At 59.2% G+C, this 26,837-nt stretch carries 15 protein-coding genes, 1 pseudogene and 1 riboswitch; of the genes and pseudogenes, 9 read left to right on the top strand and 7 right to left on the bottom strand.

Annotation, left to right across the window (positions count from 1 at the left end; translation table 11 throughout):
• Positions 1 to 9: 9 nt before the first annotated feature.
• On the top strand, positions 10 to 270 hold the full coding sequence (locus AC1MEW_RS08635) for a putative signal transducing protein (RefSeq protein ID WP_201206618.1): 261 nt from the start codon (positions 10 to 12) through the stop codon (positions 268 to 270).
• Positions 271 to 305: 35 nt separating this feature from the next.
• Positions 306 to 929, top strand: coding sequence for an SOS response-associated peptidase (locus AC1MEW_RS08640; protein ID WP_201206616.1), 624 nt, complete (start codon positions 306 to 308; stop codon positions 927 to 929).
• 107 nt (positions 930 to 1,036) lie between these two features.
• Here the strand turns inward: AC1MEW_RS08640 and AC1MEW_RS08645 are convergent, their stop codons facing one another.
• Complete coding sequence (locus tag AC1MEW_RS08645) at positions 1,037 to 1,879, bottom strand: methyl-accepting chemotaxis protein (RefSeq protein ID WP_480427204.1); 843 nt, start codon at positions 1,877 to 1,879, stop codon at positions 1,037 to 1,039.
• Between the two features lie 60 nt (positions 1,880 to 1,939).
• A pseudogene (locus tag AC1MEW_RS08650) lies at positions 1,940 to 3,286 on the bottom strand (cache domain-containing protein); the annotation flags it as partial.
• 152 nt (positions 3,287 to 3,438) lie between these two features.
• Between AC1MEW_RS08650 and AC1MEW_RS08655 the strand changes: the two are divergent.
• A complete protein-coding gene (locus tag AC1MEW_RS08655; RefSeq protein WP_480426055.1) occupies positions 3,439 to 4,257 on the top strand; it encodes a M48 family metallopeptidase in 819 nt (272 codons plus the stop codon).
• Positions 4,258 to 4,408: 151 nt separating this feature from the next.
• Here the strand turns inward: AC1MEW_RS08655 and AC1MEW_RS08660 are convergent, their stop codons facing one another.
• From AC1MEW_RS08660 to AC1MEW_RS08670, 3 genes are all read right to left on the bottom strand, one after another.
• Positions 4,409 to 4,993, bottom strand: a complete 585-nt coding sequence (locus AC1MEW_RS08660) for a TMEM165/GDT1 family protein (RefSeq protein WP_201193568.1) — start codon at positions 4,991 to 4,993, stop codon at positions 4,409 to 4,411.
• A gap of 88 nt (positions 4,994 to 5,081) precedes the next feature.
• Positions 5,082 to 5,206: riboswitch (yybP-ykoY riboswitch) on the bottom strand.
• 50 nt (positions 5,207 to 5,256) lie between these two features.
• Positions 5,257 to 6,255 carry a class I SAM-dependent methyltransferase gene (locus tag AC1MEW_RS08665; RefSeq protein WP_201206610.1) on the bottom strand — a complete coding sequence of 333 codons (999 nt, stop codon included), beginning with the start codon at positions 6,253 to 6,255 and terminating at the stop codon, positions 5,257 to 5,259.
• 33 nt (positions 6,256 to 6,288) lie between these two features.
• The gene (locus AC1MEW_RS08670) at positions 6,289 to 7,254 is read right to left on the bottom strand and encodes a 2-hydroxyacid dehydrogenase (protein ID WP_480426058.1); all 966 of its coding nucleotides are present in this window, start codon (positions 7,252 to 7,254) and stop codon (positions 6,289 to 6,291) included.
• Between the two features lie 325 nt (positions 7,255 to 7,579).
• Here AC1MEW_RS08670 and AC1MEW_RS08675 point away from each other — a divergent pair, with 325 nt between their 5' ends.
• Positions 7,580 to 8,209 carry a LysE family translocator gene (locus AC1MEW_RS08675; RefSeq protein WP_322269624.1) on the top strand — a complete coding sequence of 210 codons (630 nt, stop codon included), beginning with the start codon at positions 7,580 to 7,582 and terminating at the stop codon, positions 8,207 to 8,209.
• A 115-nt stretch (positions 8,210 to 8,324) separates the two neighbouring features.
• On the opposite strand, the gene AC1MEW_RS08680 is transcribed toward AC1MEW_RS08675, so the two are convergent.
• Positions 8,325 to 9,104 carry an AraC family transcriptional regulator gene (locus tag AC1MEW_RS08680; RefSeq protein WP_480426060.1) on the bottom strand — a complete coding sequence of 260 codons (780 nt, stop codon included), beginning with the start codon at positions 9,102 to 9,104 and terminating at the stop codon, positions 8,325 to 8,327.
• 85 nt (positions 9,105 to 9,189) lie between these two features.
• Here AC1MEW_RS08680 and AC1MEW_RS08685 point away from each other — a divergent pair, with 85 nt between their 5' ends.
• From AC1MEW_RS08685 to AC1MEW_RS08705, 5 genes are all read left to right on the top strand, one after another.
• A complete protein-coding gene (locus AC1MEW_RS08685) occupies positions 9,190 to 10,374 on the top strand; it encodes an MFS transporter (protein ID WP_480426063.1) in 1,185 nt (394 codons plus the stop codon).
• Positions 10,375 to 10,522: 148 nt separating this feature from the next.
• On the top strand, positions 10,523 to 12,205 hold the full coding sequence (locus tag AC1MEW_RS08690) for a fatty acid--CoA ligase (RefSeq protein ID WP_201206601.1): 1,683 nt from the start codon (positions 10,523 to 10,525) through the stop codon (positions 12,203 to 12,205).
• 346 nt (positions 12,206 to 12,551) lie between these two features.
• Positions 12,552 to 14,441, top strand: coding sequence for a DUF1302 domain-containing protein (locus AC1MEW_RS08695; RefSeq protein WP_201206599.1), 1,890 nt, complete (start codon positions 12,552 to 12,554; stop codon positions 14,439 to 14,441).
• Positions 14,442 to 14,469: 28 nt separating this feature from the next.
• Positions 14,470 to 15,834 carry a DUF1329 domain-containing protein gene (locus tag AC1MEW_RS08700; protein WP_201206597.1) on the top strand — a complete coding sequence of 455 codons (1,365 nt, stop codon included), beginning with the start codon at positions 14,470 to 14,472 and terminating at the stop codon, positions 15,832 to 15,834.
• A gap of 307 nt (positions 15,835 to 16,141) precedes the next feature.
• On the top strand, positions 16,142 to 18,880 hold the full coding sequence (locus AC1MEW_RS08705) for a winged helix-turn-helix domain-containing protein (protein ID WP_480426066.1): 2,739 nt from the start codon (positions 16,142 to 16,144) through the stop codon (positions 18,878 to 18,880).
• Positions 18,881 to 18,984: 104 nt separating this feature from the next.
• Here the strand turns inward: AC1MEW_RS08705 and AC1MEW_RS08710 are convergent, their stop codons facing one another.
• A complete protein-coding gene (locus tag AC1MEW_RS08710; RefSeq protein ID WP_480426068.1) occupies positions 18,985 to 26,823 on the bottom strand; it encodes a M10 family metallopeptidase C-terminal domain-containing protein in 7,839 nt (2,612 codons plus the stop codon).
• Positions 26,824 to 26,837: the final 14 nt, after the last annotated feature.

A 26,837-nucleotide genomic window follows, 5' to 3' on the forward strand; every position in this document is an offset into this window, starting at 1 on the left:
GGGGCGCGTATGCAGCGAATCTACGAACCGGAAAACCTGATGGAAGGTGAATTGCTGCAAAGCATGCTCGCCAGCGAGGGCATCGAGGCGCATCTGGTGGGGCGTGATTTGCTCGGCGGCACGGGCGAGTTGCCGATTTACGGGTTGCTGGGATTGTCAGTGGATAACGACCAGGCGCAATACGCCCGAGAGCTGATCACCGCCTACAATGCCGCGCTGCCGATGCCCGGTGATGAACCGGAAAGTTTTCCCGGCACCCTGGTCTGTTAGGCTGACGTTCGTTTTATCAAGAGTCGTGTTGCCCCATGTGTGGACGTTATGCCCTGTTTCGCTGGAACCCCGCCTTCGCGGCCCTGCCTGGCTTTCCCGCCGATCAGCAGGCCCAGTGGAATATTTCTCCCAACGATTCGGTGTTGATGCTGCGTGCCGGCACCAGCGGCCAGCGTGAACTGGCCCGTGCCCGCTGGGGCCTGACGCCGCCGTGGCTGACCGACCTGTCGCGCACGCCAGCCCATGCCCGGGCCGAAACCGTCGCCGAACAACCGATGTTCCGCCAGGCGTTGCGCGAGCGCCGTTGCCTGTTGCCGGCCAATGGTTTCTACGAGTGGCGCGGCACCCAGCGCAAACGTCCGTATTGGCTGACGCCGGGGGAGGGCTCGGCGCTGTTTTTCGCGGCGATCTGGGAAGCGTATCCGGTGCAGGAACAGGTGTGGCTGAGCACGGCGGTGATCACTCAGCCGGCGGCGAGTCAGCGTCGGCCGTTGATTCTGGATGAGGCGGGGCAAGCCGCCTGGCTTGATCCCGAGACGCCGTTGCATGTGTTGCAGGGGTTGCTGGCCAGTGAGCCCGCCCCATTGCGTGAGCGGGTACTGGCGAATCTGGTGAATGATCCGAAGCTGAATGGGCCGGAGTGTCTGACCCCCGGCTGATTGGGCGTCTGTTCCGACGCCTTCGCGAGCAAGCCCGCTCCCACAGGGATTTGTGAACGCCACAGATCCAATGTGGGAGCGGGCTTGCTCGCGAAGAGGGCCTCGGATCAAACCTTGAACTGATTGATCAACCGCCGCTGCTGTTCCGCCAATTTGGTCAGATCTGCACTCGCCGCGCTCGATTCATCCGCCCCGCCCGCCACTTCATTCGCCACTTGCCCAATGTTGATCACGTTCCGATTGATGTCGTCAGCCACCGCACTCTGTTCCTCCGCGGCGCTGGCAATCTGCGTGTTCATGTCGTTGATTACCGACACTGCTTGAGTAATCGTCTCCAGCGCCTCGGCCGCTTTCGCCGCGTGCTGCACGCTTTCGTCGGTACGGTTCTGACTGTCTTCCATGACCCGCACCACATCGCGGGTGCCTTGTTGAAGTTGCTGGATCATGGTCTGGATTTCTTCGGTGGCCTTCTGGGTCTTCTGCGCCAGGTTGCGTACTTCATCGGCCACCACCGCAAAACCACGGCCCTGTTCACCGGCGCGGGCCGCTTCGATGGCCGCGTTCAAGGCCAGCAGATTAGTCTGCTCGGCGATCCCGCGAATGGCGGTGAGGATCGCGTTGATGTTCTCGCTGTCCTTGGCCAGGGTTTGCACCACGGCCACCGCTTTACCGATTTCCACCGCCAGCACGCCAATCGAATTCGAGGTGTCGCGCACAATCTGCATGCCTTGGGCTGCCGCCTGATCGGCATGACTGGCCGCCTGCGCCGCGGACGTCGCGTTACGCGCCACGTCTTGAGCGGTGGCGGTCATTTCGTGCACCGCCGTGGCGACCTGATCGATCTCGGCCATTTGCTTGTGCACGCCGATATTGGTGCGAATCGCAATGTCGGCGGTGTGTTCCGACGAATCGCTGACACTCTGCACCGACGTCACCACTTGGGTGATCATCGCCTGCAACTTGGCCAGGAAGGTGTTGAAGCCTTTGGCGATCGAGCCCAATTCGTCGGTGCGGTCGCTGGTCAGGCGTCGAGTGAGGTCGCCTTCGCCCTGAGCGATGTCGTCGAGCATGGCCACCATTTGCTTGAGCGGACGGGCAATGCCGTGGCCCACCAGCCAGATCACCAGCAAGCCGATACCGGCAATCAGCAACCCGACCATGGCCATGCCGAAGGTGTCGGATTTGCGCTGTTTATCCAGATCGCCTTGCAGTTTTTGCAAGTCCGCCATCACTGCGTTCAGCGGCAATTGCAGCATCAGCGTCCAGCGGGCGTCGGTCTGGCCGATGCCGAATGGCAGGTACAACTCGATCCGGCCCTGGGCCTTGTCGACCGTGTAAGTCACTTCGCCGCGCTTGAGATTGGACATATTGGCGATCTGCTGGCTGTCGAGGATGTCGCTGACCTTCTCGCCGAATTTGCTCGGGTCCTTGGTGTAGGCGACGATTCGGCCATTGCCGCCGATCAGCGCCATCACGCCTGAGCCGCCATACAGTTTCTGGTTGGCGCCCAGCAGCATTTCCTGGATGAAGTTCACCGACAGGTCCGCGCCGACGATGCCCTGAAAGGTACCGTTGAGCATGATCGGTTCAATAAAGGAGGCGAGCATGACGATTTTGTCGCCGACCTTGTAGGGCGCCGGATCGATCACGCAGGATTTTTTGGTCTCCTTCGAGCACAGGTAGTACTCGCTGGCGCGCACGCCGGTGGACAGGGTTTTCTGGTCGTCGACGTCCACCAGTTTGTCCAGGCCCAGGCTGCCATCCTCGTTGCGGAACCACCACGGCAGGAAACGCCCGTTGGCGGCGTCGATGCCGACCACCTTGGTGTCGACGTAGGCCGCGTCGTTATGGTCCAGGGCGTTTTTTTCCCAGCCGATGTAGGTGCCGAGGATTTTCGGGTTCTTGGTGACGTTTTCCTTGATCAGGCTGATCAACTGCTCACGGCTCAGATTCAGTTGCGGCTGGCCATCAGCCCCCGGCGTGCCGATCAGTTCATTAACGCGCACCAGTCCGCCGGCAATCAGCAGCGGCGCTTCGAGTTCACGTTGGATCTGGCTGACCTGAGTCTGCGCCAGGGACGTCAGGCGTTGCTCGATGACTTGTTCGAACTGCGCCTGGGTCCGCTCCTGGACCATGTCTTGCGTCCGGGCACCAGAAAACAGCGCGTACAGCACCAGGGCGGCAACAACGCTGAGGACGATAGCGCCGGCAAGGGCCGCCACGGAAAACTGGATCGACTTGAATTTCATGGGGGCTCCGCACGCAAGAGGACGTCTGCGTTGGGGTATCGGCAGAGGGATCGGGGACCATGAGCGGGTGATGGCGAAATGACTGTTTTGGAGCGCTGGATGTCGCATATGGGCATTGCGGGCGTGGCGTGTGAGGGATGTGAATTTTTTCCTACAAAGAGCAGCCTCTTTTCGGAAAGTGCGTGCTACGCGTCTTTTGTATCTGGCGCCGATACAATTCACGTCCTAGGATATGCGGCATGTTTTCAGGGAGCTTTTGGATGAACAAGTCATTGGTTGTAAGTGCACTGAGCGCGGCATTGCTGCTGGCGGGTTGTCAGTCGGTCAACACCACCAGCGGCGGAGCCGTAGGCGTTGAGCGCAAGCAGTACATGTTCAGCATGCTGTCCTCGGATGAGGTCAACCAGATGTATGCCCAGTCCTATCAGAAGACAGTAGGGGAGGCGACGAGCAAGGGCGAACTGGACAAAACCAGTACCGACGCCAAGCGTATCCAGGCCATTGCCGATCGGCTGATTGCCCAAGCGCCGAACTTCCGTCCGGATTCGGCCCAGTGGAAGTGGGAAGTCAACCTGATCAAGAGCGATGAACTCAACGCCAACTGCGGTCCTGGCGGCAAGATCATTTTCTACACCGGGCTGATCGACAGCCTGAAACTCACCGACGATGAAATCGCCGCAGTCATGGGGCATGAAATCGCCCACGCCCTGCGCGAGCATGGTCGTGAAGCAATGTCCAAGGCCTATGGCATCGAAATGGCCAAGCAGGGCGCTGGTGCCTTGTTCGGTCTGGGGCAGGACAGCCTGGCCCTGGCTGACACCGTGGCCAACTACGGTATGACGTTGCCCAACAGCCGCGCCAATGAAAACGAAGCCGACCTGATCGGTCTGGAACTGGCGGCTCGCGCCGGCTACAACCCGAATGCCGCAATCACCTTGTGGAACAAGATGAGCAAGGCTTCCGAAGGTTCGTCGCCGGAATTCATGAGCACTCACCCGGCGTCGACCAGTCGGATTGCTTCGCTGCAGGCAGCGATTCCGAAGGTGATGCCGTTGTACGAGAAAGCTGCGAAGTCCTGATATTCATGGGGCGAGGCTGCTGACGCCTTCGCGAGCAAGCCCGCTCCCACATTGGATCACCAGTGCTCACAAATATTGTGGCCACCGAGATTCCCCTGTGGGAGCGGGCTTGCTCGCGAAGAACGATAACGCGGTCTACCGACCTACGCCGTCAAACCCACCCACTGCTCTGCATCGCCTTGTACACCGCGACAATCGCCAGCACAAAGAACGCCGCTGCCGCCAGGCGACGAATCAAGGTCAATGGCAGTTTGTCCGCCGCAAAGTTACCGGCCAATACCACTGGCACGTTGGCGATCAACATACCGGCGGTGGTGCCGATGATCACCAGCCACAGGTCCGGGTATTGCGCGGCGAGCATCACGGTGGCGACCTGGGTTTTGTCGCCCATTTCGGCGAGGAAGAACGCGATCAGTGTGGTCAGGAACGGCCCGAACTTGCGGGCGGTGCTGGCTTCGTCGTCGTCCATCTTGTCCGGTACCAGGGTCCACAATGCCGTTGCGGTAAAGCTCGCGGCGAGGATCCAGTGCAGCGTCGCATTCGTGAAGAAGCTACCAAACCAGGCACCTACCGCACCGGCTGCCGCGTGGTTGGCCAGCGTCGCGGCGACGATACCGGCGATGATTGGCCAGGGTTTGCGAAAGCGCGCGGCGAGAATGAGCGCGAGCAGTTGCGTCTTGTCGCCGATTTCGGCCAAGGCAACGATTGCGGTAGGAACGAGAAGAGAATCCAGCATCAGGGTTTTCCTAAGGGGCGGGTCGACACGGCTATGACACGTACAGCCTTCCCGCCCCGGGTAAGGTGTTCGTGTCATAGGTCTTGTCAAACCCTGGCGATCCGTCTGTGCGGACGCTTAGGTCGCATACGCCATGGTCTGTTGACCAAGTATGTTGACGTATGCCGGACGAGCATGGCGCTCGTGGGAGACTACTCCCCTAGGACGGAGCGGATTCTGCCTAGGCAAATCCGATTGGGCAAGCCTCTTTTTTAAAAGAAGTTTCAGCCGCGTTTGGCCCGGTAGATCCGGAAACCCTGTCCTTCAGCCTTGATCGCACACACGCCGAGGTGCTCTTCGATCAGCGGTTGATACTTCAGGAAGCTGTTCGCAACCAGGCGCAGTTCGCCACCGTTTTTCAGATGTTTGGCTGCTTTTCGCAGCAAGTTCTCGGTCGCGAAATAATCGGTGTGCACCCCGACATGGAACGGTGGGTTACTCAAAATCGCACTCAAACCCATCGGCGCGGCATCGATGCCATCACCGGTAATCACCTCGGCTTCCAGACCGTTGGCGGCCAATGTCAGACGACTGCTGGCGGCGGCAAACGCATCCACGTCGAGCAACGTGACCTGATTGTGTGGATAACGACGCTTGACCGCCGCGCCCAACACGCCGGCACCGCAACCGAAGTCCAGCAAGTGGCCGCTCGGCAATTTGTCCAGATGCTCCAGCAACAGCGCGCTGCCGCGATCCAGGCGACCGTGGCTGAAGACGCCCGGCAGGCTGATGACTTTCAGCGGCCCTTCGGCCAATGGCAGTTCGTATTCCTGGGCCAGGCTTTCCAGCGACTTGGCTTCTGGCGCGTTGGCGACGGTGACCTGCCACAGTTGGCAATGCCGTGCGCTGTCGAGCTTGCGCGGTTTGCCGAACGGGTTCAGTTGCTTGGCCGCGCCTTCGATACCGCTGCGTTTTTCGCCGACCAGGTACAACTCGCGCCCGGCCAGACGTGAGGCGAGGGCGTTGAGGATGTAGTCGGTCAAATCCTTGGACTTGGGCAGAAACACCACGGCGGTTTCGAATTCGCGCTCGGGCGCATTCACGCCAAACTGGCTGCGATCGGCGAAGCGTGCGTCCAGTGTCGCTTGATCGCCGGCATGCCAGCACCAGCCGTGGGCGTCGGGCAGGCGGCCCAGCAAGTCGTCGGCGGGCAAACCGGCCAACAACACCGAACCCTGGAACAACTCGGCCTGACGAAGCAGTACTTCACTGCGCGGATCCATACTCTGCTCCTTGAAAAAAAGTGCGGCAGTTTATCAACTGACGACCCGCAGCGCTGTACCGCTGAAGAACGCCTGAGCGTTTTCGGTCAATTGCCCAACGATCCGCTGCCGCGCTTCGCGACTGCCCCAGGCGTTGTGCGGGGTGACGATCAGTCGAGGGATGTCGTGGGCCAGCAGCGGATTGCCAGCGGTCGGTGGTTCGACGCTCAGCACATCGGTGGCGGCGCCGCCCAAATGACCGTTGCGCAACGCATCGGCCAGTGCCTGTTCGTCGATCAAGCCACCGCGGGCGGTGTTGACCACGAAGGCACCGGGTTTCATCGAGGCCAGCTCACGGGCGCCGATGAAGTGGCGGGTGTGTTCGTTGAGCGGGCAGTGCAGAGTCAGGGCGTCGATTTGCGGCAGCAGTTCATTCAGCGGCAAGCGATCCGGGCGGGCAGGGCGGCCAGGAATCTGCCCCAGTATTACGCGCATGCCGAAGGCTTCAGCCAGCCGTGCGACGGCGCCCCCCAGTTCACCGTGGCCGAGCAGGCCGAGGGTTTTGCCTTCCAGTTCGACGATCGGGTAATCCAGCAGGCAGAACTGTTTCGCTTGCTGCCAGCGACCTTCGCCGACGGCTTTCTGGTAGTCCGCCAGGCGTGTCGCCAAATTGAGCAACAGCATGATCGTGTGCTGGGCCACCGACGGCGTGCCGTAACCCTGGCAGTTGCAAACGGTGATCCCGTGGGCGCGGGCGGCGGCCAGATCGACGTTGTTGGTGCCGGTGGCGGTGATCAGGATCAGCTTTAATTCAGGGTTGGCGGCCATGGCGGCGGCATCGATCAGGATCTTGTTGCTGATGGCGACGGTGGCGCCCTTGAGGCGCTCGATCACTTGGTCCGGCGTGGTTTGGGCGAACAACTGCAAATCGCTGAAGCACTCGCGCAAGGGGCTCAGGTTGAGGTCGCCCAGATCCAGGGACGGGTGGTCGAGGAAAACGGCGCGGCGAGAGTTCGTCATCAACTGTACCTTTTGTGCAATGAACTGAAGGCGTAATCTGCCGAGCCTACCAGATGAAACAAATGGTTACGCACTGGCTGAAAGTCACTCGGTTGAGACTTTGAAGTACGGCGCAGTCCTGTGGCGAGGGGGCTTGCCCCCGTTGGGGCGCGAAGCGGCCCCTTTCAACAGCAACCCGGCTTCATCAGGTGTACCGAGTGCACCGATTTACGGCTGCTTCGCAGCCGAACGGGGGCAAGCCCCCTCGCCACAGGTTTTATGCAAGCCATAGAAATTGAGTTTGCTTCAGTTTATTTATTGACCACGTCGCCCTAGAGGAGCCCCCATGTACTGGACAGAGTTTTTGACCGTTGCCCTGATTCACCTGCTGGCCGTCGCCAGCCCCGGCCCGGACTTTGCCGTGGTGGTGCGTGAGAGCGTGACCCACGGTCGACGTGCCGGGACCTGGACCGCGCTGGGTGTGGGGTCGGCGATTTTCCTCCACGTTGGCTATTCGCTGCTGGGCATCGGCCTGATCGTGTCCCAGTCGATCGTGCTGTTCAACGCCTTGAAATGGGCCGCCGCCGCGTACCTGCTGTACATCGGTTTCAAGGCCCTGCGGGCACAACCGGCCAAACCCGTGGCGGACGATTTGCACAAGGAAGTCGGCGAGCGCACTGCTCGCGGCGCCTTCACCTCAGGCTTCGTGACCAATGGCCTGAACCCGAAAGCCACGCTGTTTTTCCTGTCGCTGTTCACCGTGGTGATCAACCCGCACACGCCGCTGGCCGTGCAGGCTGGTTACGGGGTTTATCTCGCGGTGGCGACGGCGTTCTGGTTTTGCCTGGTGGCAATGCTGTTCAGCCAGCAGCGCGTACGCGCCAGTTTCGCCCGCATGGGCCATTGGTTCGACCGGACCATGGGCGCGGTGCTGATCGCCATCGGCGTGAAACTCGCGTTCACCGAGATGCATTGATAGCACCCTGAAAAGAACGACCCTGATCCTTGTAGGAGCTGCCGAAGGCTGCGATCTTTTGATCTTAACGGTACTGAAACGCCGAAGATCAAAAGATCGCAGCCTTCGGCAGCTCCTACACGGGATTGAGTTCGCTCAATTTGTTCAACGCACTCAGGTATTCCCGAGGGTTCTCCCCGAGCAAGCGGCGGAACATCGCGCTGAACGCCCGGGCGCTGCCGTAGCCCAGATCCTGCGCCACGCTCTGCACGCTCTGCACGCTTTCACCGACGAGCAGGCGCGGCAGGGCTTCCATCAGGCGCAGTTGCTGGCGCCAGGCATTGAAATTCATCTTCAGTTGTTGCTGGAACAGCCGCGCCAGGGTTCGTGAACTGGCGCCGACCTGCTGTGCCCAGTCTTCCAGCGTGTTGGGGTGGTCCGGTGTGCGCAGCAGTGCCAGGCAGATGCCTTGCAGGCGCCGGTCCTCGGGCATAGGGATATGAAGGGGAAGGTTTTCCAGGCCGGCGATTTCTTCCAGCATCAACTTCTGGATCAACGGATTTTCCGCGTGTTGCGGGCCTTGCACTGCCCGCAGGATCAACTCGCGCAGCAACGGCGTAACGGCCAGCACGCAGCATTGTTGTAGGCTCGGCGGCGACAGTTCCGGAGCAATGAACAGCGAGCGCATACGCACCTCACCGGACATGAAAATCTCATGGGCCACCATGGGTGGAATCCACACCGCCCGGGTCGGCGGAATCACCCAGGCACCCTGCGCCGTGACCACCCGCATGGTCCCGCAAACGGCATAGAGCAACTGTGCTTCGCGATGTTGATGCAACGCCTGGTGCGCACCATCCATGTAATCGCGCGGATAGGCGCTGACCGGGCCGTGCTGGAAGTGGCTGATTAACATGTCAGTTCCGATGACTTTGTTGTCAGGAATACGCTTTTTCGCCAACTTAGCATAAGCCGCTCACTACAACGTAAAGCGTGCCGCGATGAACCAATCCAGAAACGTCATCCGCTACATCAACGCAGCCCATGTGATCGACCACATGTTCATGCTGATCTTTCCCGCCGCCATTCTTGGCATGACCCAAGCCTTCGCCCTGGATTACGCCGCGCTGATCGGCCTGTCCTTGGGCGGCTTCATTGCCTTCGGCGCCTGTTCGCTACCGGCCGGTTGGCTGGGTGATCACTGGAGCCGGCGGAAGATGATGCTGGTGTTTTTCTTCGGAATTGGCGCCTCGGCAATCTTTACCGGGTTGAGCACCAGCGCACCCATGTTGGTACTGGGCCTGACGCTGATCGGGATCTTCGCCGCGATTTATCATCCGGTGGGCACTGCGATGCTGGTGGCCTATGCACAGAACCGTGGCCGGGAAATCGGCATCAACGGTATGTGGGGCAACCTTGGCGTGGCGTTTTCGGCGCTGATCACCGGGTTGCTGGTGGCGCAGTTCGGCTGGCGTTCGGCGTTCATTCTGCCGGGCGTGGTGGCGATTGTTCTGGGCATCGGTTTTGCCTTGCAGGTGCGTGAAGAGCCGATTCCCAAGCGTCCCCATACGCCGCTCAAAGGCGCGGCCGGCCAGCGGATTTCCATGGTCATGGTGTTCGGTGTGCTGGCCCTGGCCACGGCGACCGGCGGCGTGGTGTTCAACGCCACGACCATGACCTACCCGAAACTGTTTCAAGAGCGCCTGCACGATCTGTTTGCTTCGCCGCAAATCCTGGGCGTTGTGGTCAGCCTGGCGTATGCCTTCGGCGCCGTGGCGCAGTTGAGCATCGGCCGGGTCCTGCATCGTTTCAGTCTGAAATGGCCGTTCCTTGTGTTGACGTTGTGCCAGGCGCCGCTGCTGTTCGGATTGGCCTACGTGGATGGCTGGGCCGTGATTGCACTGGGCGCGGCGTTCATGTTCGTGGTGTTTGGCCAGGTCACGGTGAATGACGCGATGGTCGCCAACTTCGTCGCGCCGCAGTGGCAATCCCGGGTTTTTGCGCTGCGTTACTGTTTATCGTTCGGTGCCAGTGCTACTGCGATTCCGCTAATTTCGTTCGTCGAACCACGCCAGGGATTTGTAGGGCTTTACCTGATATTGGCGGGTTTTGCGGCGTTGACCTTCGTCGCTGCACTGGTTTTCCCACGGACGCCGTCTGAGGCTGCTGTAGGGCAAACGGCGTAACCGGTGACGAAATCCTGCAAATGCTGGCGCAAAGCTAGCATTTGTACGGCTGTGCAAATCATTCCTTTGACTGATTTGGCTGCGGTATAACGGCTCTAGAGTAATGATCTTTAATAGCCAACACCGTGTAGTCAGAAAAGGGATTCTTATGTTGCAGACTCGCGTTATTCCGCCAGCCGAAGGCGCTTACCAGTATCCGTTGCTGATTAAACGACTGCTGATGTCCGGCGCTCGTTACGAGAAAACCCGCGAGATCGTGTACCGCGACCAATTGCGCTACAGCTACCCGACGTTGATCGAGCGAGTCGCACGGTTGGCCAACGTGTTGACGGCGGCCGGGGTCAAGGCCGGGGATACCGTGGCGGTGATGGACTGGGACAGCCATCGCTACCTGGAATGTATGTTCGCCATCCCGATGATTGGCGCGGTTATTCACACGATCAACGTGCGGCTGTCACCGGAACAGATCCTCTACACCATGAACCACGCCGAGGACCGCTTCGTGCTGGTCAACAGCGAGTTCGTGGGGTTGTATCAAGCCATCGCCGGGCACCTGACCACGGTTGAGAAAACCCTGCTGTTGACCGACCTGCCAGAGAAAACCGCCGATTTGCCGAACCTTGTCGGTGAATACGAGCAACTGCTGGCCGCCGCGAGCACGCAGTACGACTTCCAGGATTTCGACGAAAACTCCGTCGCGACCACCTTCTACACCACCGGCACTACCGGCAATCCGAAAGGCGTGTACTTCACCCATCGGCAACTGGTGCTGCACACCATGGGCGTGTCGACGATCATGGGTTCCATCGACAGCGTGCGGCTGTTGGGTACCAACGACGTCTATATGCCGATTACGCCGATGTTCCATGTGCACGCCTGGGGCTTGCCGTATGTGGCGACGATGCTCGGGCTCAAGCAGGTTTATCCCGGCCGCTACGACCCGGAATACCTGGTGGAGCTGTGGCGCAAAGAGAAGGTCAGCTTTTCCCACTGCGTGCCGACCATCCTGCAAATGGTCCTCAACGCCAAGGCTGCGCAGAACGTCGATTTCGGCGGCTGGAAAATCGTCATTGGCGGCAGTGCGCTGAACCGCACGTTGTACGAGTCTGCCAAGGCCAAGGGTATTCAATTGACCGCCGCTTACGGCATGTCGGAAACCGGGCCGTTGGTCTCGTGCGCTCACCTCAACGACGAGTTGATGGCCGGCACCGAAGACGAGCGCACCACCTATCGAATCAAGGCCGGCGTGCCGGGGCCCTTGGTGGACGCGGCGATCATCGACAGCGATGGCAACTTCCTGCCCGCCGATGGCGAGACCCAGGGCGAACTGGTGCTGCGTGCGCCGTGGCTCACCGAAGGTTATTTCAACGAGCCCCAGAAGGGCGCCGAGCTCTGGGCCGGCGGCTGGTTGCACACCGGCGACGTGGCGACGCTGGACAGCATGGGCGTGATCGACATCCGTGACCGGATCAAGGACGTGATCAAGACCGGCGGCGAGTGGATCTCGTCCCTGGACCTCGAAGATCTGATCAGCCGTCACGCAGCGGTACGTGAAGTAGCAGTGGTGGGCATTGCCGATCCGCAGTGGGGCGAGCGCCCGTTTGCCTTGCTGGTGATCCGCGAGGGCCATGTGATCGGGGCCAGGGAACTCAAGGAACACCTCAAGCCGTTCGTTGAGTTGGGGCACCTGAGCAAGTGGGCGATCCCGAGCCAGATTGCCCTTGTTACTGAAATTCCCAAGACCAGTGTCGGCAAGCTCGACAAGAAGCGTATCCGCCTCGACATCACCGAATGGCAGGCCAACAACAGCACCTTCCTCTCGACGCTTTAAGCGTTATCTGAGCTCCACTGGCGTGCCCGAAAAGGCACGCCAGCCCCACCAAGCAAGCGCTTGGCTTGTTAAATCCAAATTTTCAGCCATCCTTGCCGTGCCGACATGTGTCGGACTGGCGAAAGGACTGTTCCAGAGTGGCCGGCAGCTGCAAATCACACTTTAGAGGGATCAAGCCGTACTACCTGCTGGCTATAGTCCGCTCAAGGATTTTTAAGAACGGAGCAAACGCACAAACGGGGCGATGCACATTTGGATTGACGTCGGGATCTCTTGGCTCCCGGTCACCCACAACGTTTTTAAAAGTACTCACTGCCATAACAATAATGCACATGGAGTAGCGTCGATGACATCAGTAAACCAGTTCTGGCGCCGGGCGAAATTGCCGCTGGCGGTCAGTCTTGCTTCTACGCTCGCCGGGCCCGCATTCGGCGTCAGTTTCAATATCGGTGAAATCGAAGGTCAGTTCGACTCGTCGCTCTCCCTGGGCATGAGTGTTTCGACCCAGCAGCCGAACAAGGACCTTATTGGTGTCAACAACGGTGGCAAGGGCTTGTCCCAAACCTCCGATGACGGTCACGCGAACTTCAAGAGCGGGCAAGCCTTCTCGAAGATCTTCAAAGGCATCCATGACCTTGAATTGAAATACGGCGATACCGGCGTGTTCGTGCGGGGCAAATACTGGTACGACTTCGCGCTGCAAAACCAGGACCTGGAATTCAAGAACGTCAGCAACGATCACCGGGATGAAGCGGCCAAGTCATCGGGCGGCCAGATCCTCGACGCCTTCATTTACCACAACTACTCCATTGCCGATGAGCCGGGTTCGGTGCGTCTGGGCAAGCAGGTTGTGAACTGGGGTGAAAGTACTTTCATTGGCGGCGGTATCAACTCGATCAACCCGATCGACGTGTCCGCGTTCCGTCGTCCAGGTGCCGAGATCAAGGAAGGCCTGATCCCGGTCAACATGTTCTACGTGTCCCAGAGCCTTACCGAAAACCTGTCGGCCGAGGGCTTCTATCAGCTTGACTGGCAAAAGACCGTCACCGATAACTGCGGCACGTTTTTCTCTCAGCCCGACATCGTGACCACCGGTTGCGATGACAACCTGCGGGTACTGAACAAGAGTTCGACGATTCCAGGCGTGGCGCTCGGTCCATTGGCCGCTGCCAATGTCGACGTCAACGACGAAGGCGTTCTGGTGCGCCGCGCCCCTAACCGCAACGCGCGGGACAGTGGGCAGTTTGGTGTTGCCGCCAAGTACATGTTCGATCCGCTGGCCACCGAATTCGGTGCCTACTTCATGAACTACCACAGCCGTGCGCCGATCTTCAGCGCCACGGGTGCGCCACAGTCGGTCTATAACGGCGTCAAGGCACTGCCAGGCCCGTTCCAGGCACTGGGGCCTTTGGTGGTTGCGGGTAACTCGGAATACTTCATCGAGTACCCAGAAGACATTCGTCTGTATGGTTTGAGCTTCTCCACCACCCTGCCTACCGGTACGGCGTGGAGCGGTGAGATCAGCTACCGGCCGAATGCGCCGGTGCAGTTGAACTCCACCGACATTCTGTTCGCCGGTGTGCGTCCGTTGGGCGGTGCGCTGACCAATGCGTCGATTCTCAGCGGCGTCCCCGGTCAGGATCTGCACGGCTATAACCGCAAGGAAATCACCCAGTTCCAGACGACGTTCACGCATTTCTTCGATCAGGTCATGGGCGCCAACCGTCTGACCCTGGTCGGTGAAGTCGGCGTGACCCACGTCGGCGGTCTGGAAAGCAAGTCCGATGCCCGTTATGGCCGCGATCCGGTCTTCGGTCCGGGTGAACTGCCGTCTACCGGTGGCCTCAACACTTGCTCGCAGATCCTCAACGCCTCCACCATCGCAGGTGCCGGTGCGGGTGCATCGACCAGCAACCAAAGCAGCAATTGCAACAACGATGGTTTTACCACGGCTACTTCGTGGGGCTATCGCGGTCGCGCCATCTGGGATTACAGCGACGTGTTTGCCGGCGTGAACCTGAAGCCGAACGTGGCCTGGTCCCATGACGTCAAGGGTTACTCACCAGGCCCAGGCGGCAACTTCGAAGAAGGTCGCAAGGCAATCAGCCTTGGGCTCGATGCCGAATACCAGAACACCTACACAGCGAGTCTGAACTACACCAACTTCTTTGGTGGCGACTACAGCACGGTGGATGATCGCGACTTCGTTGCCCTCAGCGTCGGCGTGAACTTCTAAGCACAGTTTTTTCAGGACGAACACACATATGAAAATAACAAAGAGTCTGTTCCACGCCGGTGTTCTGGGGCTTTCGCTGCTGGCCAGCGCGGTCATGGCGGCGGTTCCTGCTGCCGAAGCCGACAAGCTGGGCAAAAGCCTGACGCCGATGGGGGCCGAGATGGCGGGTAACGCCGACGGTTCGATCCCGGCCTGGAAACCGCTGCCGAAAAATGCCGGCACGGTCGACAGCAAAGGCTTCCTGTCCGACCCTTACGCCAGCGAAAAACCGCTGTTCACCATCACCGCACAAAACGTTGACCAATATAAGGACAAGCTTGCACCGGGCCAGTACGCGATGTTCAAGCGCTACCCGGACACGTTCAAAATGCCGGTCTATCCGTCCCATCGCGGCGCCACCGTGCCGGATGACGTGTTTGCCGCCATCAAAAAGAACGCCACGACCACCAACCTGGTCGCCGGTGGCAACGGTCTGGAAAACTTCGAAACCGCCGTACCGTTCCCGATCCCGAAAACCGGTCTGGAAGTCATCTGGAACCACATCACCCGCTATCGCGGTGGCAGCGTGACCCGCCTCGTGACCCAGGCGACGCCACAGACCAATGGCTCGTTCAGCCTGGTGTATTTCCAGGATCAGTTCGTGTTCCGCGACAAGATGAAGGACTACGACCCGAAAAATCCGGGCAACGTCCTGTTCTACTTCAAGCAGAAAGTGACCGCGCCGGCCCGTCTGGCAGGTACCGTGCTGCTGGTGCATGAGACCCTTGACCAAGTGAAGGAACCTCGCAAGGCCTGGGTTTACGCCACTGGCCAGCGCCGTGTGCGTCAGGCACCGCAAGTGTCCTATGACGGCCCGGGCACTGCCGCGGATGGCCTGCGCACCTCCGACAACCTGGACATGTACAACGGGGCTCCGGATCGTTATGACTGGGCGCTCGAGGGCAAGAAGGAGATGTACATTGCCTCCGACAGCTACAAGATCGATTCGCCGACTCTCAAGTACACCGACATCATCAAGGCCGGCCATATCAACCAGGACCTGACGCGTTACGAGCTGCGCCGGGTCTGGCATGTGGTGGCGACCTTGAAGCCAGGTCAGCGTCATATCTATGCCAAACGTGACTTCTTCATCGACGAAGACACCTGGCAGGCAGCGGTCATCGACCATTACGACGGTCGTGGTCAGCTGTGGCGCGTGGCCGAAGCCCATGCCGAGGATTACTACGACAAGCAAGTGCCGTGGTATGCGCTGGAAGTCCTGTACGACCTGCAATCGGGCCGCTACCTGGCACTGGGCATGAAGAACGAAGAGAAACAGGCGTATGACTTCGGCTTCTCTGCCAGCAAAAGTGAATTCCAGCCGGGCAACCTGGGTCAGGATGGTATTCGCTAAGCAGTAATCAGAGGCCGCATCCTCGAAAAACGCCCCGACTGGTTCGGGGCGTTTTTTTGGGGAAAAACATCAAAAGATCGTCCGAACGCGGCCCGAGCCTTCGGCAGCTCCTACGGGTATACGCCGATCCCATGGAGCTGCCGAAGGCTGCGATCTTTTCACTGATACGGATGTATCAAAAGCCTGACACCTTTGGTTGTATTCTTTTTGTAGCCATTTGTAGCAACAACCTTCAATACCGCTCCGTTTACCGCTAGTCTGCGGACATCTGCAACGCCGCCAACAGCAATTCAAACAAGAGCCGGCCATGACTGATCTGTCCCCACTTCCGGGTCCTGCAACCGTCGCCGTCGCGGCATTGGACGGGCGTTTCTTCCGGCCCCCGTTGCCTGACGGCCATGTGCTGCGACCTCGCCTGTGCGAACGCCTGGGTGCGGGGCTGGGTGGCCGGTTGCTGCTGGTCAGCGCCCCGGCGGGGTTCGGCAAGAGTTCGTTGGCAGTGGAGTTCTGTCAGAGCCTGCCGGCTCATTGGCAAAGTCTTTGGCTGGGATTGAGCCCGCGGGACAACGATCCGGGGCGTTTCCTCGAGCGTCTGCTCGAAGGCCTTCAGGACTTTTTTCCGCAACTGGGCAGCAAGGCGCTCGGGCTGCTGAAAATGCGTCAGCGCCATCAACCCTTCGCCTTCGAAGAATGGCTGGACGGTTTGCTGGATGAGCTGGCCGTGCACCTGTCGCCGAGTACGCCATTGCTGCTGGTGCTGGATGACTACCATTTGGCCCAGGGACCGGTGCTCGATCGCTGCCTGCAATTTTTCCTCAATCACCTCCCCGATGGCCTGCTGGTCATGGTCACCAGTCGGCAACGTCCTGACTGGCACCTGGCGCGACTGCGGCTGTCGCGGCAACTGCTCGAACTGCATGAGCAAGACCTGCGACTGACCCGTGACGAAGCCCTGACCCTGCTGGATCGCCATAGCAGTTCATTGCGCGGGGAGGCGCTGGAAAACCTGATCCTGCGCAGCGAAGGCTGGGTGGCCGGCCTGCGCTTCTGGCTGCTGGCGGCGTCCGAAGTCGGCAGCGATGGCGCGTTGCCGCAGTCGCTGCACGGCGGGGAAGGGCTGATCCGCGATTACTTGCTGGAAGAAGTCATCGATTGTTTGCCCGCCGAAGTGCAGGCATTCCTCTATGACACCGCGCCTCAGGAGCGCTTTTGCAGCGAGTTGTGCGACGCCGTGCGCGAGGCACATGACAGCGCCGAGATCCTGCGTTTCCTGTTGGCCCATCAGATTTTTCTGGTGCCGTTGGACGAGCACGGTCACTGGTACCGTTATCACCACTTGTTTTCCGACTTGCTGCGCACGCGGCCCACGACTCAGGCCCTGGTGCCGGCCGCCAGCCTGCATTTGCGTGCCTGCCGCTGGTTCAACGCCCAGGGATTGCTCGATGAGGCGGTAGAGCAGGCCTTGCGCGCCGGGCACCTGGATGTCGCGGCGAACCTGGTGCAAAACCTTTCGGAAGAACAGCTGCTGGCGGAGCAAAACGTCGGCATGCTGCTGCGCTGGAAAATGGACTTGCCCGACAGCCTGCTGATTAGCACGCCACGGCTGATCGTGCTTTATAGCTGGGCGCTGGGGCTGGCCTGCCAGTTGGACGCTGCCGAGGAACTGGCCAATCACTTGAGCCGTTTCCTGCCAGCGCCTTCGGCCACGGCGCAGAAGTCCATGCTGGCGCAATGGCTGGCCCTGAGCGGCATCATCGCCCGTGGACGCGGCAATCGTGAACTGACGCTGCTCTATTGCAGCGAAGCGCTGGAAAGCCTGCCCGCCAAACGTTACGGCCAGCGACTGATGTGCCTCTCTACCTTGTCCAACCTGGCGATTGCCGATGGCGACTTGTGGCGCGCCCGGGGCCTGAATCGCGAGTCCCTGGAGTTGGCGCAGCGCGTCGGCAATCCGTTGTTCGAGGCCTTGGCCCATTACGACCGCGCCCGCGTGTTGCAGGCGCGCGGGGAGATCCTGCGCTCGCTCGATGAGGTCCGTCAGGGGCTGCAACGCCTGCACGGGTTGTCGCCGCAACGGTTGTATGCGGTGCGCGCCCGTTTGATCTTGTACGAGGGTTTTCTGCTGGCGCTGCGCTTGCAGCCGGACGCCGCTCGGTTACGTTTGCAGGCCGGTTTGAGCGAAGCGCGGGCCTGTCGCGACATCAGTGTATTGATCGGCCACTGTGTGATCGCCAGGCTCGAGGGCAGCAGCGGCGAGTTCGCCAAAGCCTTTGCCGAACTGGCCGAAGCCGAACGGTTGATGCACATCTGGGATGTCCCGCCGATCTATTACCTGGCGATGATCACCCTGGTCAAATGCGAGCTCTGGCTGGCTCAGGGCCGCACCGATCTGGCCGAAGCCTGGCTCGCGCGATTGGGCCAGACCTACAACGGTGAACGCGCCGCCGCGCCGCCGGAATTCCATCCACAACTGCCGCTGCACATCGAGTTGCAACAAGCCTTGCTTGAGGTGATTCAGGGGCAGCCGATGCTGGCCGAGGGGCGTTTGAATGCGTTGCTTGAGCATGGGCAGCAGACGGGGCGGCAGATGCTCTGTGTGATGGCGCTGACGCAGAAAATTATGTTGTTGCTGGCGAGTGGGCGTGAGCCTGAAGCACGCAAGGCATTGGCTCAGGCACTGGAGGCGGCGGCCGGTGGTGTGCTGCAACCGTTTGATGGGTTGTTGGCCGAACATCCGGACTGGCTGCGCGGGCAACTTCTATCCTGTGCGGCAACGGCTGTTTCACAGAGTCTTGAAGAAAAGCTTCCGGTTTCGTCTGCCCTCCCGATTCTGGAGTCATCCCACGCGACAGAGCAGCTCAGCGTGCGAGAACTGGCGGTTTTAAGACTGATCGCCCAAGGTTGCTCAAACCAGGAAATCAGCGATCAGCTGTTTATCTCGCTGCATACGGTGAAGACCCACGCCAGTCATATCAACAGCAAGCTTGGGGTTGAGCGCAGAACCCAGGCGGTGGCGCGGGCCAAGGAATTGGGCGTGTTGGGCTAACTGACACGTTGCGCGATTACAAATAAAAAACGCCCCGAACCAGTCGGGGCGTTTTTGTTTGTTCCGGCCTGCTTTACAGGCCGGGAGTTGTAGCAATGGAGCCGTCAGGCCACCAGGTCTTGGGCGGTGAAGGTATTGACACCCACGAGCTGGATTTCGAAGTCTGCGCCGGCGTTGCCGCTGACGTTGCCCGACAGCACATGGTCGACGAAGCGCAGTTGCCCGGCGCCGGTAAAGTCATTGGCGCCGATGAAACTGAAGCCGTTTACGCCAGCGCTCAGCAGGTTGGCATCGAATTTCGTAAGGTCGATTTTATCGCCCTGCAGGCTGTTGAAATCGGTAATGACGTCGCGATTGGCGCCCATTCCCATCTCATTGACTGCGGCAAAAACAAAAGTATCAGCTCCTGCGCCACCAGTGAGAGTGTCTGTACCTAGCCCACCCTTTAGAGTGTTGTTGTTGGCATTACCGACCATGATGTTGTCCAGGTCGTTGCCGATCACGGTGAATGCCCCGGCGCCGCTCAGCAAGACGTTTTCGACGTTTACCAGATTGCTCTGGCTAAGGTCGACTACGCTGGTCTGCGCCGTGGCGGCGTAGGTGATGTTCAGTACGTCCGAACCTTCGTTGGCGTTTTCTTGCAGCAGTGCTAGCTCACCGGCTTGATCGAGGTTGTAGATGTCGTTACCCGCGCCACCGATCAGGGTATCGAGGCCTGCACCACCGAACATGACGTTGTTGCCGGCATTGCCGATCAGCACGTTGTTGCCGGCGTTGCCGTAGGCGTTGATGTTGGCGGAACCGGTCAGTGTGAGGTTTTCGACGTTGGCACCGAGGGTATAGGAGACCGATGCCATCACGGTGTCGATCTCGCTGGCCAGGGTACTGGTTTCGACAACGACATCGCCGATGTTGTCGACAATGTAAGTGTCGTTGCCCATGCCGCCGATCAGAGTGTCGGCGCCAGCGCCGCCATTGAGGGTGTTGTTACCGACGTTACCTGTGAGGGTGTTGTTCAGAGCGTTACCGGTGCCATTGAGGTTGGCAGAACCCAGCAGGGTCAGGTTTTCGAGGTTGCTACCCAAGGTGTAGTCGATCGACGCCATCACGGTGTCGATCTCGCTGGCCAGGGTACTGGTTTCGTTAACGACATCGCCGATGTTGTCGACGTAATAGGTGTCGTTACCCGTGCCGCCGGTCATGGTGTCGGCACCGAGGCCACCATTCAGGACGTTGTCGTTCGCGTTGCCGACCATGATGTTGTCCAGGTCGTTGCCGATCACGGTGAATGCCCCGGCGCCGCTCAGCAAGACGTTTTCGACGTTTACCAGATTGCTCTGGCTAAGGTCGACTACGCTGGTCTGCGCCGTGGCGGCGTAGGTGATGTTCAGTACGTCCGAACCTTCGTTGGCGTTTTCTTGCAGCAGTGCTAGCTCACCGGCTTGATCGAGGTTGTAGATGTCGTTACCCGCGCCACCGATCAGGGTATCGAGGCCTGCACCACCGAACATGACGTTGTTGCCGGCATTGCCGATCAGCACGTTGTTGCCGGCGTTGCCGTAGGCGTTGATGTTGGCGGAACCGGTCAGTGTGAGGTTTTCGACGTTGGCACCGAGGGTATAGGAGACCGATGCCATCACGGTGTCGATCTCGCTGGCCAGGGTACTGGTTTCGACAACGACATCGCCGATGTTGTCGACAATGTAAGTGTCGTTGCCCATGCCGCCGGTCATGGTGTCGGCACCGAGGCCACCATTCAGGACGTTGTCGTTCGCGTTGCCGACCATGATGTTGTCCAGGTCGTTGCCGATCACGGTGAATGCCCCGGCGCCGCTCAGCAAGACGTTTTCGACGTTTACCAGATTGCTCTGGCTAAGGTCGACTACGCTGGTCTGCGCCGTGGCGGCGTAGGTGATGTTCAGTACGTCCGAACCTTCGTTGGCGTTTTCTTGCAGCAGTGCTAGCTCACCGGCTTGATCGAGGTTGTAGATGTCGTTACCCGCGCCACCGATCAGGGTATCGAGGCCTGCACCACCGAACATGACGTTGTTGCCGGCATTGCCGATCAGCACGTTGTTGCCGGCGTTGCCGTAGGCGTTGATGTTGGCGGAACCGGTCAGTGTGAGGTTTTCGACGTTGGCACCGAGGGTATAGGAGACCGATGCCATCACGGTGTCGATCTCGCTGGCCAGGGTACTGGTTTCGACAACGACATCGCCGATGTTGTCGACAATGTAAGTGTCGTTGCCCATGCCGCCGATCAGAGTGTCGGCGCCAGCGCCGCCATTGAGGGTGTTGTTACCGACGTTACCTGTGAGGGTGTTGTTCAGAGCGTTACCGGTGCCATTGAGGTTGGCAGAACCCAGCAGGGTCAGGTTTTCGAGGTTGCTACCCAAGGTGTAGTCGATCGACGCCATCACGGTGTCGATCTCGCTGGCCAGGGTACTGGTTTCGTTAACGACATCGCCGATGTTGTCGACGTAATAGGTGTCGTTACCCGTGCCGCCGGTCATGGTGTCGGCACCGAGGCCACCATTCAGGACGTTGTCGTTCGCGTTGCCGACCATGATGTTGTCCAGGTCGTTGCCGATCACGGTGAATGCCCCGGCGCCGCTCAGCAAGACGTTTTCGACGTTTACCAGATTGCTCTGGCTAAGGTCGACTACGCTGGTCTGCGCCGTGGCGGCGTAGGTGATGTTCAGTACGTCCGAACCTTCGTTGGCGTTTTCTTGCAGCAGTGCTAGCTCACCGGCTTGATCGAGGTTGTAGATGTCGTTACCCGCGCCACCGATCAGGGTATCGAGGCCTGCACCACCGAACATGACGTTGTTGCCGGCATTGCCGATCAGCACGTTGTTGCCGGCGTTGCCGTAGGCGTTGATGTTGGCGGAACCGGTCAGTGTGAGGTTTTCGACGTTGGCACCGAGGGTATAGGAGACCGATGCCATCACGGTGTCGATCTCGCTGGCCAGGGTACTGGTTTCGACAACGACATCGCCGATGTTGTCGACAATGTAAGTGTCGTTGCCCATGCCGCCGGTCATGGTGTCGGCACCGAGGCCACCATTCAGGACGTTGTCGTTCGCGTTGCCGACCATGATGTTGTCCAGGTCGTTGCCGATCACGGTGAATGCCCCGGCGCCGCTCAGCAAGACGTTTTCGACGTTTACCAGATTGCTCTGGCTAAGGTCGACTACGCTGGTCTGCGCCGTGGCGGCGTAGGTGATGTTCAGTACGTCCGAACCTTCGTTGGCGTTTTCTTGCAGCAGTGCTAGCTCACCGGCTTGATCGAGGTTGTAGATGTCGTTACCCGCGCCACCGATCAGGGTATCGAGGCCTGCACCACCGAACATGACGTTGTTGCCGGCATTGCCGATCAGCACGTTGTTGCCGGCGTTGCCGTAGGCGTTGATGTTGGCGGAACCGGTCAGTGTGAGGTTTTCGACGTTGGCACCGAGGGTATAGGAGACCGATGCCATCACGGTGTCGATCTCGCTGGCCAGGGTACTGGTTTCGACAACGACATCGCCGATGTTGTCGACAATGTAAGTGTCGTTGCCCATGCCGCCGATCAGAGTGTCGGCGCCAGCGCCGCCATTGAGGGTGTTGTTACCGACGTTACCTGTGAGGGTGTTGTTCAGAGCGTTACCGGTGCCATTGAGGTTGGCAGAACCCAGCAGGGTCAGGTTTTCGAGGTTGCTACCCAAGGTGTAGTCGATCGACGCCATCACGGTGTCGATCTCGCTGGCCAGGGTACTGGTTTCGTTAACGACATCGCCGATGTTGTCGACGTAATAGGTGTCGTTACCCGTGCCGCCGGTCATGGTGTCGGCACCGAGGCCACCATTCAGGACGTTGTCGTTCGCGTTGCCGACCATGATGTTGTCCAGGTCGTTGCCGATCACGGTGAATGCCCCGGCGCCGCTCAGCAAGACGTTTTCGACGTTTACCAGATTGCTCTGGCTAAGGTCGACTACGCTGGTCTGCGCCGTGGCGGCGTAGGTGATGTTCAGTACGTCCGAACCTTCGTTGGCGTTTTCTTGCAGCAGTGCTAGCTCACCGGCTTGATCGAGGTTGTAGATGTCGTTACCCGCGCCACCGATCAGGGTATCGAGGCCTGCACCACCGAACATGACGTTGTTGCCGGCATTGCCGATCAGCACGTTGTTGCCGGCGTTGCCGTAGGCGTTGATGTTGGCGGAACCGGTCAGTGTGAGGTTTTCGACGTTGGCACCGAGGGTATAGGAGACCGATGCCATCACGGTGTCGATCTCGCTGGCCAGGGTACTGGTTTCGACAACGACATCGCCGATGTTGTCGACAATGTAAGTGTCGTTGCCCATGCCGCCGGTCATGGTGTCGGCACCGAGGCCACCATTCAGGACGTTGTCGTTCGCGTTGCCGACCATGATGTTGTCCAGGTCGTTGCCGATCACGGTGAATGCCCCGGCGCCGCTCAGCAAGACGTTTTCGACGTTTACCAGATTGCTCTGGCTAAGGTCGACTACGCTGGTCTGCGCCGTGGCGGCGTAGGTGATGTTCAGTACGTCCGAACCTTCGTTGGCGTTTTCTTGCAGCAGTGCTAGCTCACCGGCTTGATCGAGGTTGTAGATGTCGTTACCCGCGCCACCGATCAGGGTATCGAGGCCTGCACCACCGAACATGACGTTGTTGCCGGCATTGCCGATCAGCACGTTGTTGCCGGCGTTGCCGTAGGCGTTGATGTTGGCGGAACCGGTCAGTGTGAGGTTTTCGACGTTGGCACCGAGGGTATAGGAGACCGATGCCATCACGGTGTCGATCTCGCTGGCCAGGGTACTGGTTTCGACAACGACATCGCCGATGTTGTCGACAATGTAAGTGTCGTTGCCCATGCCGCCGATCAGAGTGTCGGCGCCAGCGCCGCCATTGAGGGTGTTGTTACCGACGTTACCTGTGAGGGTGTTGTTCAGAGCGTTACCGGTGCCATTGAGGTTGGCAGAACCCAGCAGGGTCAGGTTTTCGAGGTTGCTACCCAAGGTGTAGTCGATCGACGCCATCACGGTGTCGATCTCGCTGGCCAGGGTACTGGTTTCGTTAACGACATCGCCGATGTTGTCGACGTAATAGGTGTCGTTACCCGTGCCGCCGGTCATGGTGTCGGCACCGAGGCCACCATTCAGGACGTTGTCGTTCGCGTTGCCGACCATGATGTTGTCCAGGTCGTTGCCGATCACGGTGAATGCCCCGGCGCCGCTCAGCAAGACGTTTTCGACGTTTACCAGATTGCTCTGGCTAAGGTCGACTACGCTGGTCTGCGCCGTGGCGGCGTAGGTGATGTTCAGTACGTCCGAACCTTCGTTGGCGTTTTCTTGCAGCAGTGCTAGCTCACCGGCTTGATCGAGGTTGTAGATGTCGTTACCCGCGCCACCGATCAGGGTATCGAGGCCTGCACCACCGAACATGACGTTGTTGCCGGCATTGCCGATCAGCACGTTGTTGCCGGCGTTGCCGTAGGCGTTGATGTTGGCGGAACCGGTCAGTGTGAGGTTTTCGACGTTGGCACCGAGGGTATAGGAGACCGATGCCATCACGGTGTCGATCTCGCTGGCCAGGGTACTGGTTTCGACAACGACATCGCCGATGTTGTCGACAATGTAAGTGTCGTTGCCCATGCCGCCGATCAGAGTGTCGGCGCCAGCGCCGCCATTGAGGGTGTTGTTACCGACGTTACCTGTGAGGGTGTTGTTCAGAGCGTTACCGGTGCCATTGAGGTTGGCAGAACCCAGCAGGGTCAGGTTTTCGAGGTTGCTACCCAAGGTGTAGTCGATCGACGCCATCACGGTGTCGATCTCGCTGGCCAGGGTACTGGTTTCGTTAACGACATCGCCGATGTTGTCGACGTAATAGGTGTCGTTACCTACTCCGCCGTCCATGATGTCAGCGCCGATGCCGCCATTGAGGATGTTGGCGGCTGAGTTGCCTGTCAGGGTATTGTCGAGGTCATTACCGGTCATGTTTAAGGCGGCTGAACCAAGGAGCAGCCCGTCTTCGACGTTGGCCGACAACGCGTAGTTGACTGAAGCCTTGATCAAATCATGGCCTTCGCCTGTCAGTTCGATGACGGCGTCACCTGCATTATCGACGGTGTAAATGTCATCGCCTGTGCCACCGCTTAATGTATCTGCACCTGCACCACCGTCGAGCTGATCGCTGCCGGCCCCACCCTGAAGGATATTGTTGGCTGCATTGCCAACTATGATGTTGTCCAGATCATTGCCGATCACGGTGAATGCCCCGGCGCCGGTCAACAAGACGTTTTCGACGTTTACCAGACTGCTCTGATTCAGATTGATGACATTAGTCTGCGCCGTAGCCGCGTAGGTGATGTTCAGTACGTCCGAACCTTCGTTGGCATTTTCCTGCAACAACGCCAACTCGCCAGCCTGGTCAAGATTGTAGATGTCGTTGCCTGCGCCACCAATCATGGTGTCCAGACCTGCTCCGCCGACCAGCGTGTTGTTGCCAGAGTTACCCGTCAGTATATTGTTCAACGCATTACCGACGGCATTGATGTTGCCGCTACCCGTCAGGGTGAGGTTTTCAATGTTGGCGCCGAGAGCGAAACTGACGGTGGAGAGGACGTTGTCGATCTCGCTGGCTGCGGTACTGGTTTCTGTGACAACGTCGCCGATGTTATCGACGATGTAGGTGTCGTTGCCTGTGCCTCCGATCATGATATCGGCGCCCAGACCACCATCCAGCGTGTTATTGCCAGCGTTACCGATGAGCGTGTTGTTCAGGGCATTGCCGGTGCCATTGAGGTTGAAACTACCTGTCAGCGTCAGGTTCTCGAGGTTGGCGCCCAAGCTGTAGCTGATCGACGAAACAACGGTATCTATTCCTGAGCCAGCGTTGGCAAGTTCGTTGATGGTGTCGCCGACGTTATCGACGCCATAAATGTCGTTACCATCGCCGCCCGTCATGGCGTCAGCACCTGCACGTCCATCGAGAATGTTATCCAGGGCATTACCAATCAAGATGTCATTGAACGCCGAACCAATGGCGTTTTCGATCTTGGCACCGAAGGCAATCGTCAATGCATCAGTGACAGCAGTATTGTTCGTGAGATCGAGAAACGCTTTACCGATGGTGCTGTAAGCACCTTCGTTCAGGTTAAGACGCACCGACTGAAGCTGGTTGCTACCATCGATAGTATCGGTACCTCCGGCGTCCCATATCGTCTCGAAAACTGATTGGTCCGGCGCCCACTTGTAGACATTGTCCCCGTTATGCCAAAGGGTGTTGGCACCGTACAGGCTCTGGATCGCCAGTATGTCCAGCAGCATCGGCGTAGTAGGTTGATAAGAGTACGAGTCGTTGTAACTCATGACGGTGTAAAAGACGCTGTCCAGCGCGGGGTCAAGCAGCAACGTATTGGTCGCACTTGGGGAGAACGGATGCTTCAAACCCAGCGCATGACCGATTTCATGTACAAAGGTCAGGTAGTCGTAGGTGCCTTGGACCGGATTGGTACTGTTCGTCGACGGGCCAATCCATACATCCCCGCCCCTTGGGGTATCGTCGGGGAAGTAAGCCCAGGCAGCGGTCTTCGGATCCATCGACAAGTAACCGCCGAACCGCAAGTCGCCGACGTTTGTAAGGGTATCGGTTGTCAGTGTGAAGTTGATATTTGCAACGGCACTCCAGGCGCTCAGAGCGCCGATGACTGCGTTTTGCTGTGCGGAGGACAGGGCATACGCAGCGGTGTACTCATTGTCGGGGCTATATTGGGTGGCAAAGTACGAGGTGGTTTCCGAAATAAAGCTGTAGCTGAGCTGGGTAGTGCCGAACGGACTCCAGTTGGAACCTAACCAGTAGGTACCCGAAATGAGGCTGTCGACGGACTTGTTGCCAGTCAGTGAAGAAGGAAAGCTAAAAGAATAGGTAGTGGGCGTAGGCATGCGAAATTCCTGAG

Source organism: Pseudomonas sp. ASL4, from assembly GCF_056680395.1.

Excerpts from the sequence above, each read along its gene's own strand:
- AC1MEW_RS08640 (WP_201206616.1), top strand. The coding sequence starts at position 306 with ATGTGTGGACGTTATGCCCTGTTTCGCTGGAACCCCGCCTTCGCGGCC.
- AC1MEW_RS08700 (WP_201206597.1), top strand. The coding sequence starts at position 14,470 with ATGAAAATAACAAAGAGTCTGTTCCACGCCGGTGTTCTGGGGCTTTCG.
- AC1MEW_RS08690 (WP_201206601.1), top strand. The coding sequence starts at position 10,523 with ATGTTGCAGACTCGCGTTATTCCGCCAGCCGAAGGCGCTTACCAGTAT.
- AC1MEW_RS08695 (WP_201206599.1), top strand. The coding sequence starts at position 12,552 with ATGACATCAGTAAACCAGTTCTGGCGCCGGGCGAAATTGCCGCTGGCG.
- AC1MEW_RS08665 (WP_201206610.1), bottom strand. The coding sequence starts at position 6,255 with ATGGATCCGCGCAGTGAAGTACTGCTTCGTCAGGCCGAGTTGTTCCAG.
- AC1MEW_RS08705 (WP_480426066.1), top strand. The coding sequence starts at position 16,142 with ATGACTGATCTGTCCCCACTTCCGGGTCCTGCAACCGTCGCCGTCGCG.
- AC1MEW_RS08655 (WP_480426055.1), top strand. The coding sequence starts at position 3,439 with ATGAACAAGTCATTGGTTGTAAGTGCACTGAGCGCGGCATTGCTGCTG.
- AC1MEW_RS08660 (WP_201193568.1), bottom strand. The coding sequence starts at position 4,993 with ATGCTGGATTCTCTTCTCGTTCCTACCGCAATCGTTGCCTTGGCCGAA.
- AC1MEW_RS08680 (WP_480426060.1), bottom strand. The coding sequence starts at position 9,104 with ATGTTAATCAGCCACTTCCAGCACGGCCCGGTCAGCGCCTATCCGCGC.
- AC1MEW_RS08635 (WP_201206618.1), top strand. The coding sequence starts at position 10 with ATGCAGCGAATCTACGAACCGGAAAACCTGATGGAAGGTGAATTGCTG.
- AC1MEW_RS08675 (WP_322269624.1), top strand. The coding sequence starts at position 7,580 with ATGTACTGGACAGAGTTTTTGACCGTTGCCCTGATTCACCTGCTGGCC.
- AC1MEW_RS08685 (WP_480426063.1), top strand. The coding sequence starts at position 9,190 with ATGAACCAATCCAGAAACGTCATCCGCTACATCAACGCAGCCCATGTG.
- AC1MEW_RS08670 (WP_480426058.1), bottom strand. The coding sequence starts at position 7,254 with ATGACGAACTCTCGCCGCGCCGTTTTCCTCGACCACCCGTCCCTGGAT.
- AC1MEW_RS08645 (WP_480427204.1), bottom strand. The coding sequence starts at position 1,879 with ATGATCACCCAAGTGGTGACGTCGGTGCAGAGTGTCAGCGATTCGTCG.
- AC1MEW_RS08710 (WP_480426068.1), bottom strand. The coding sequence starts at position 26,823 with ATGCCTACGCCCACTACCTATTCTTTTAGCTTTCCTTCTTCACTGACT.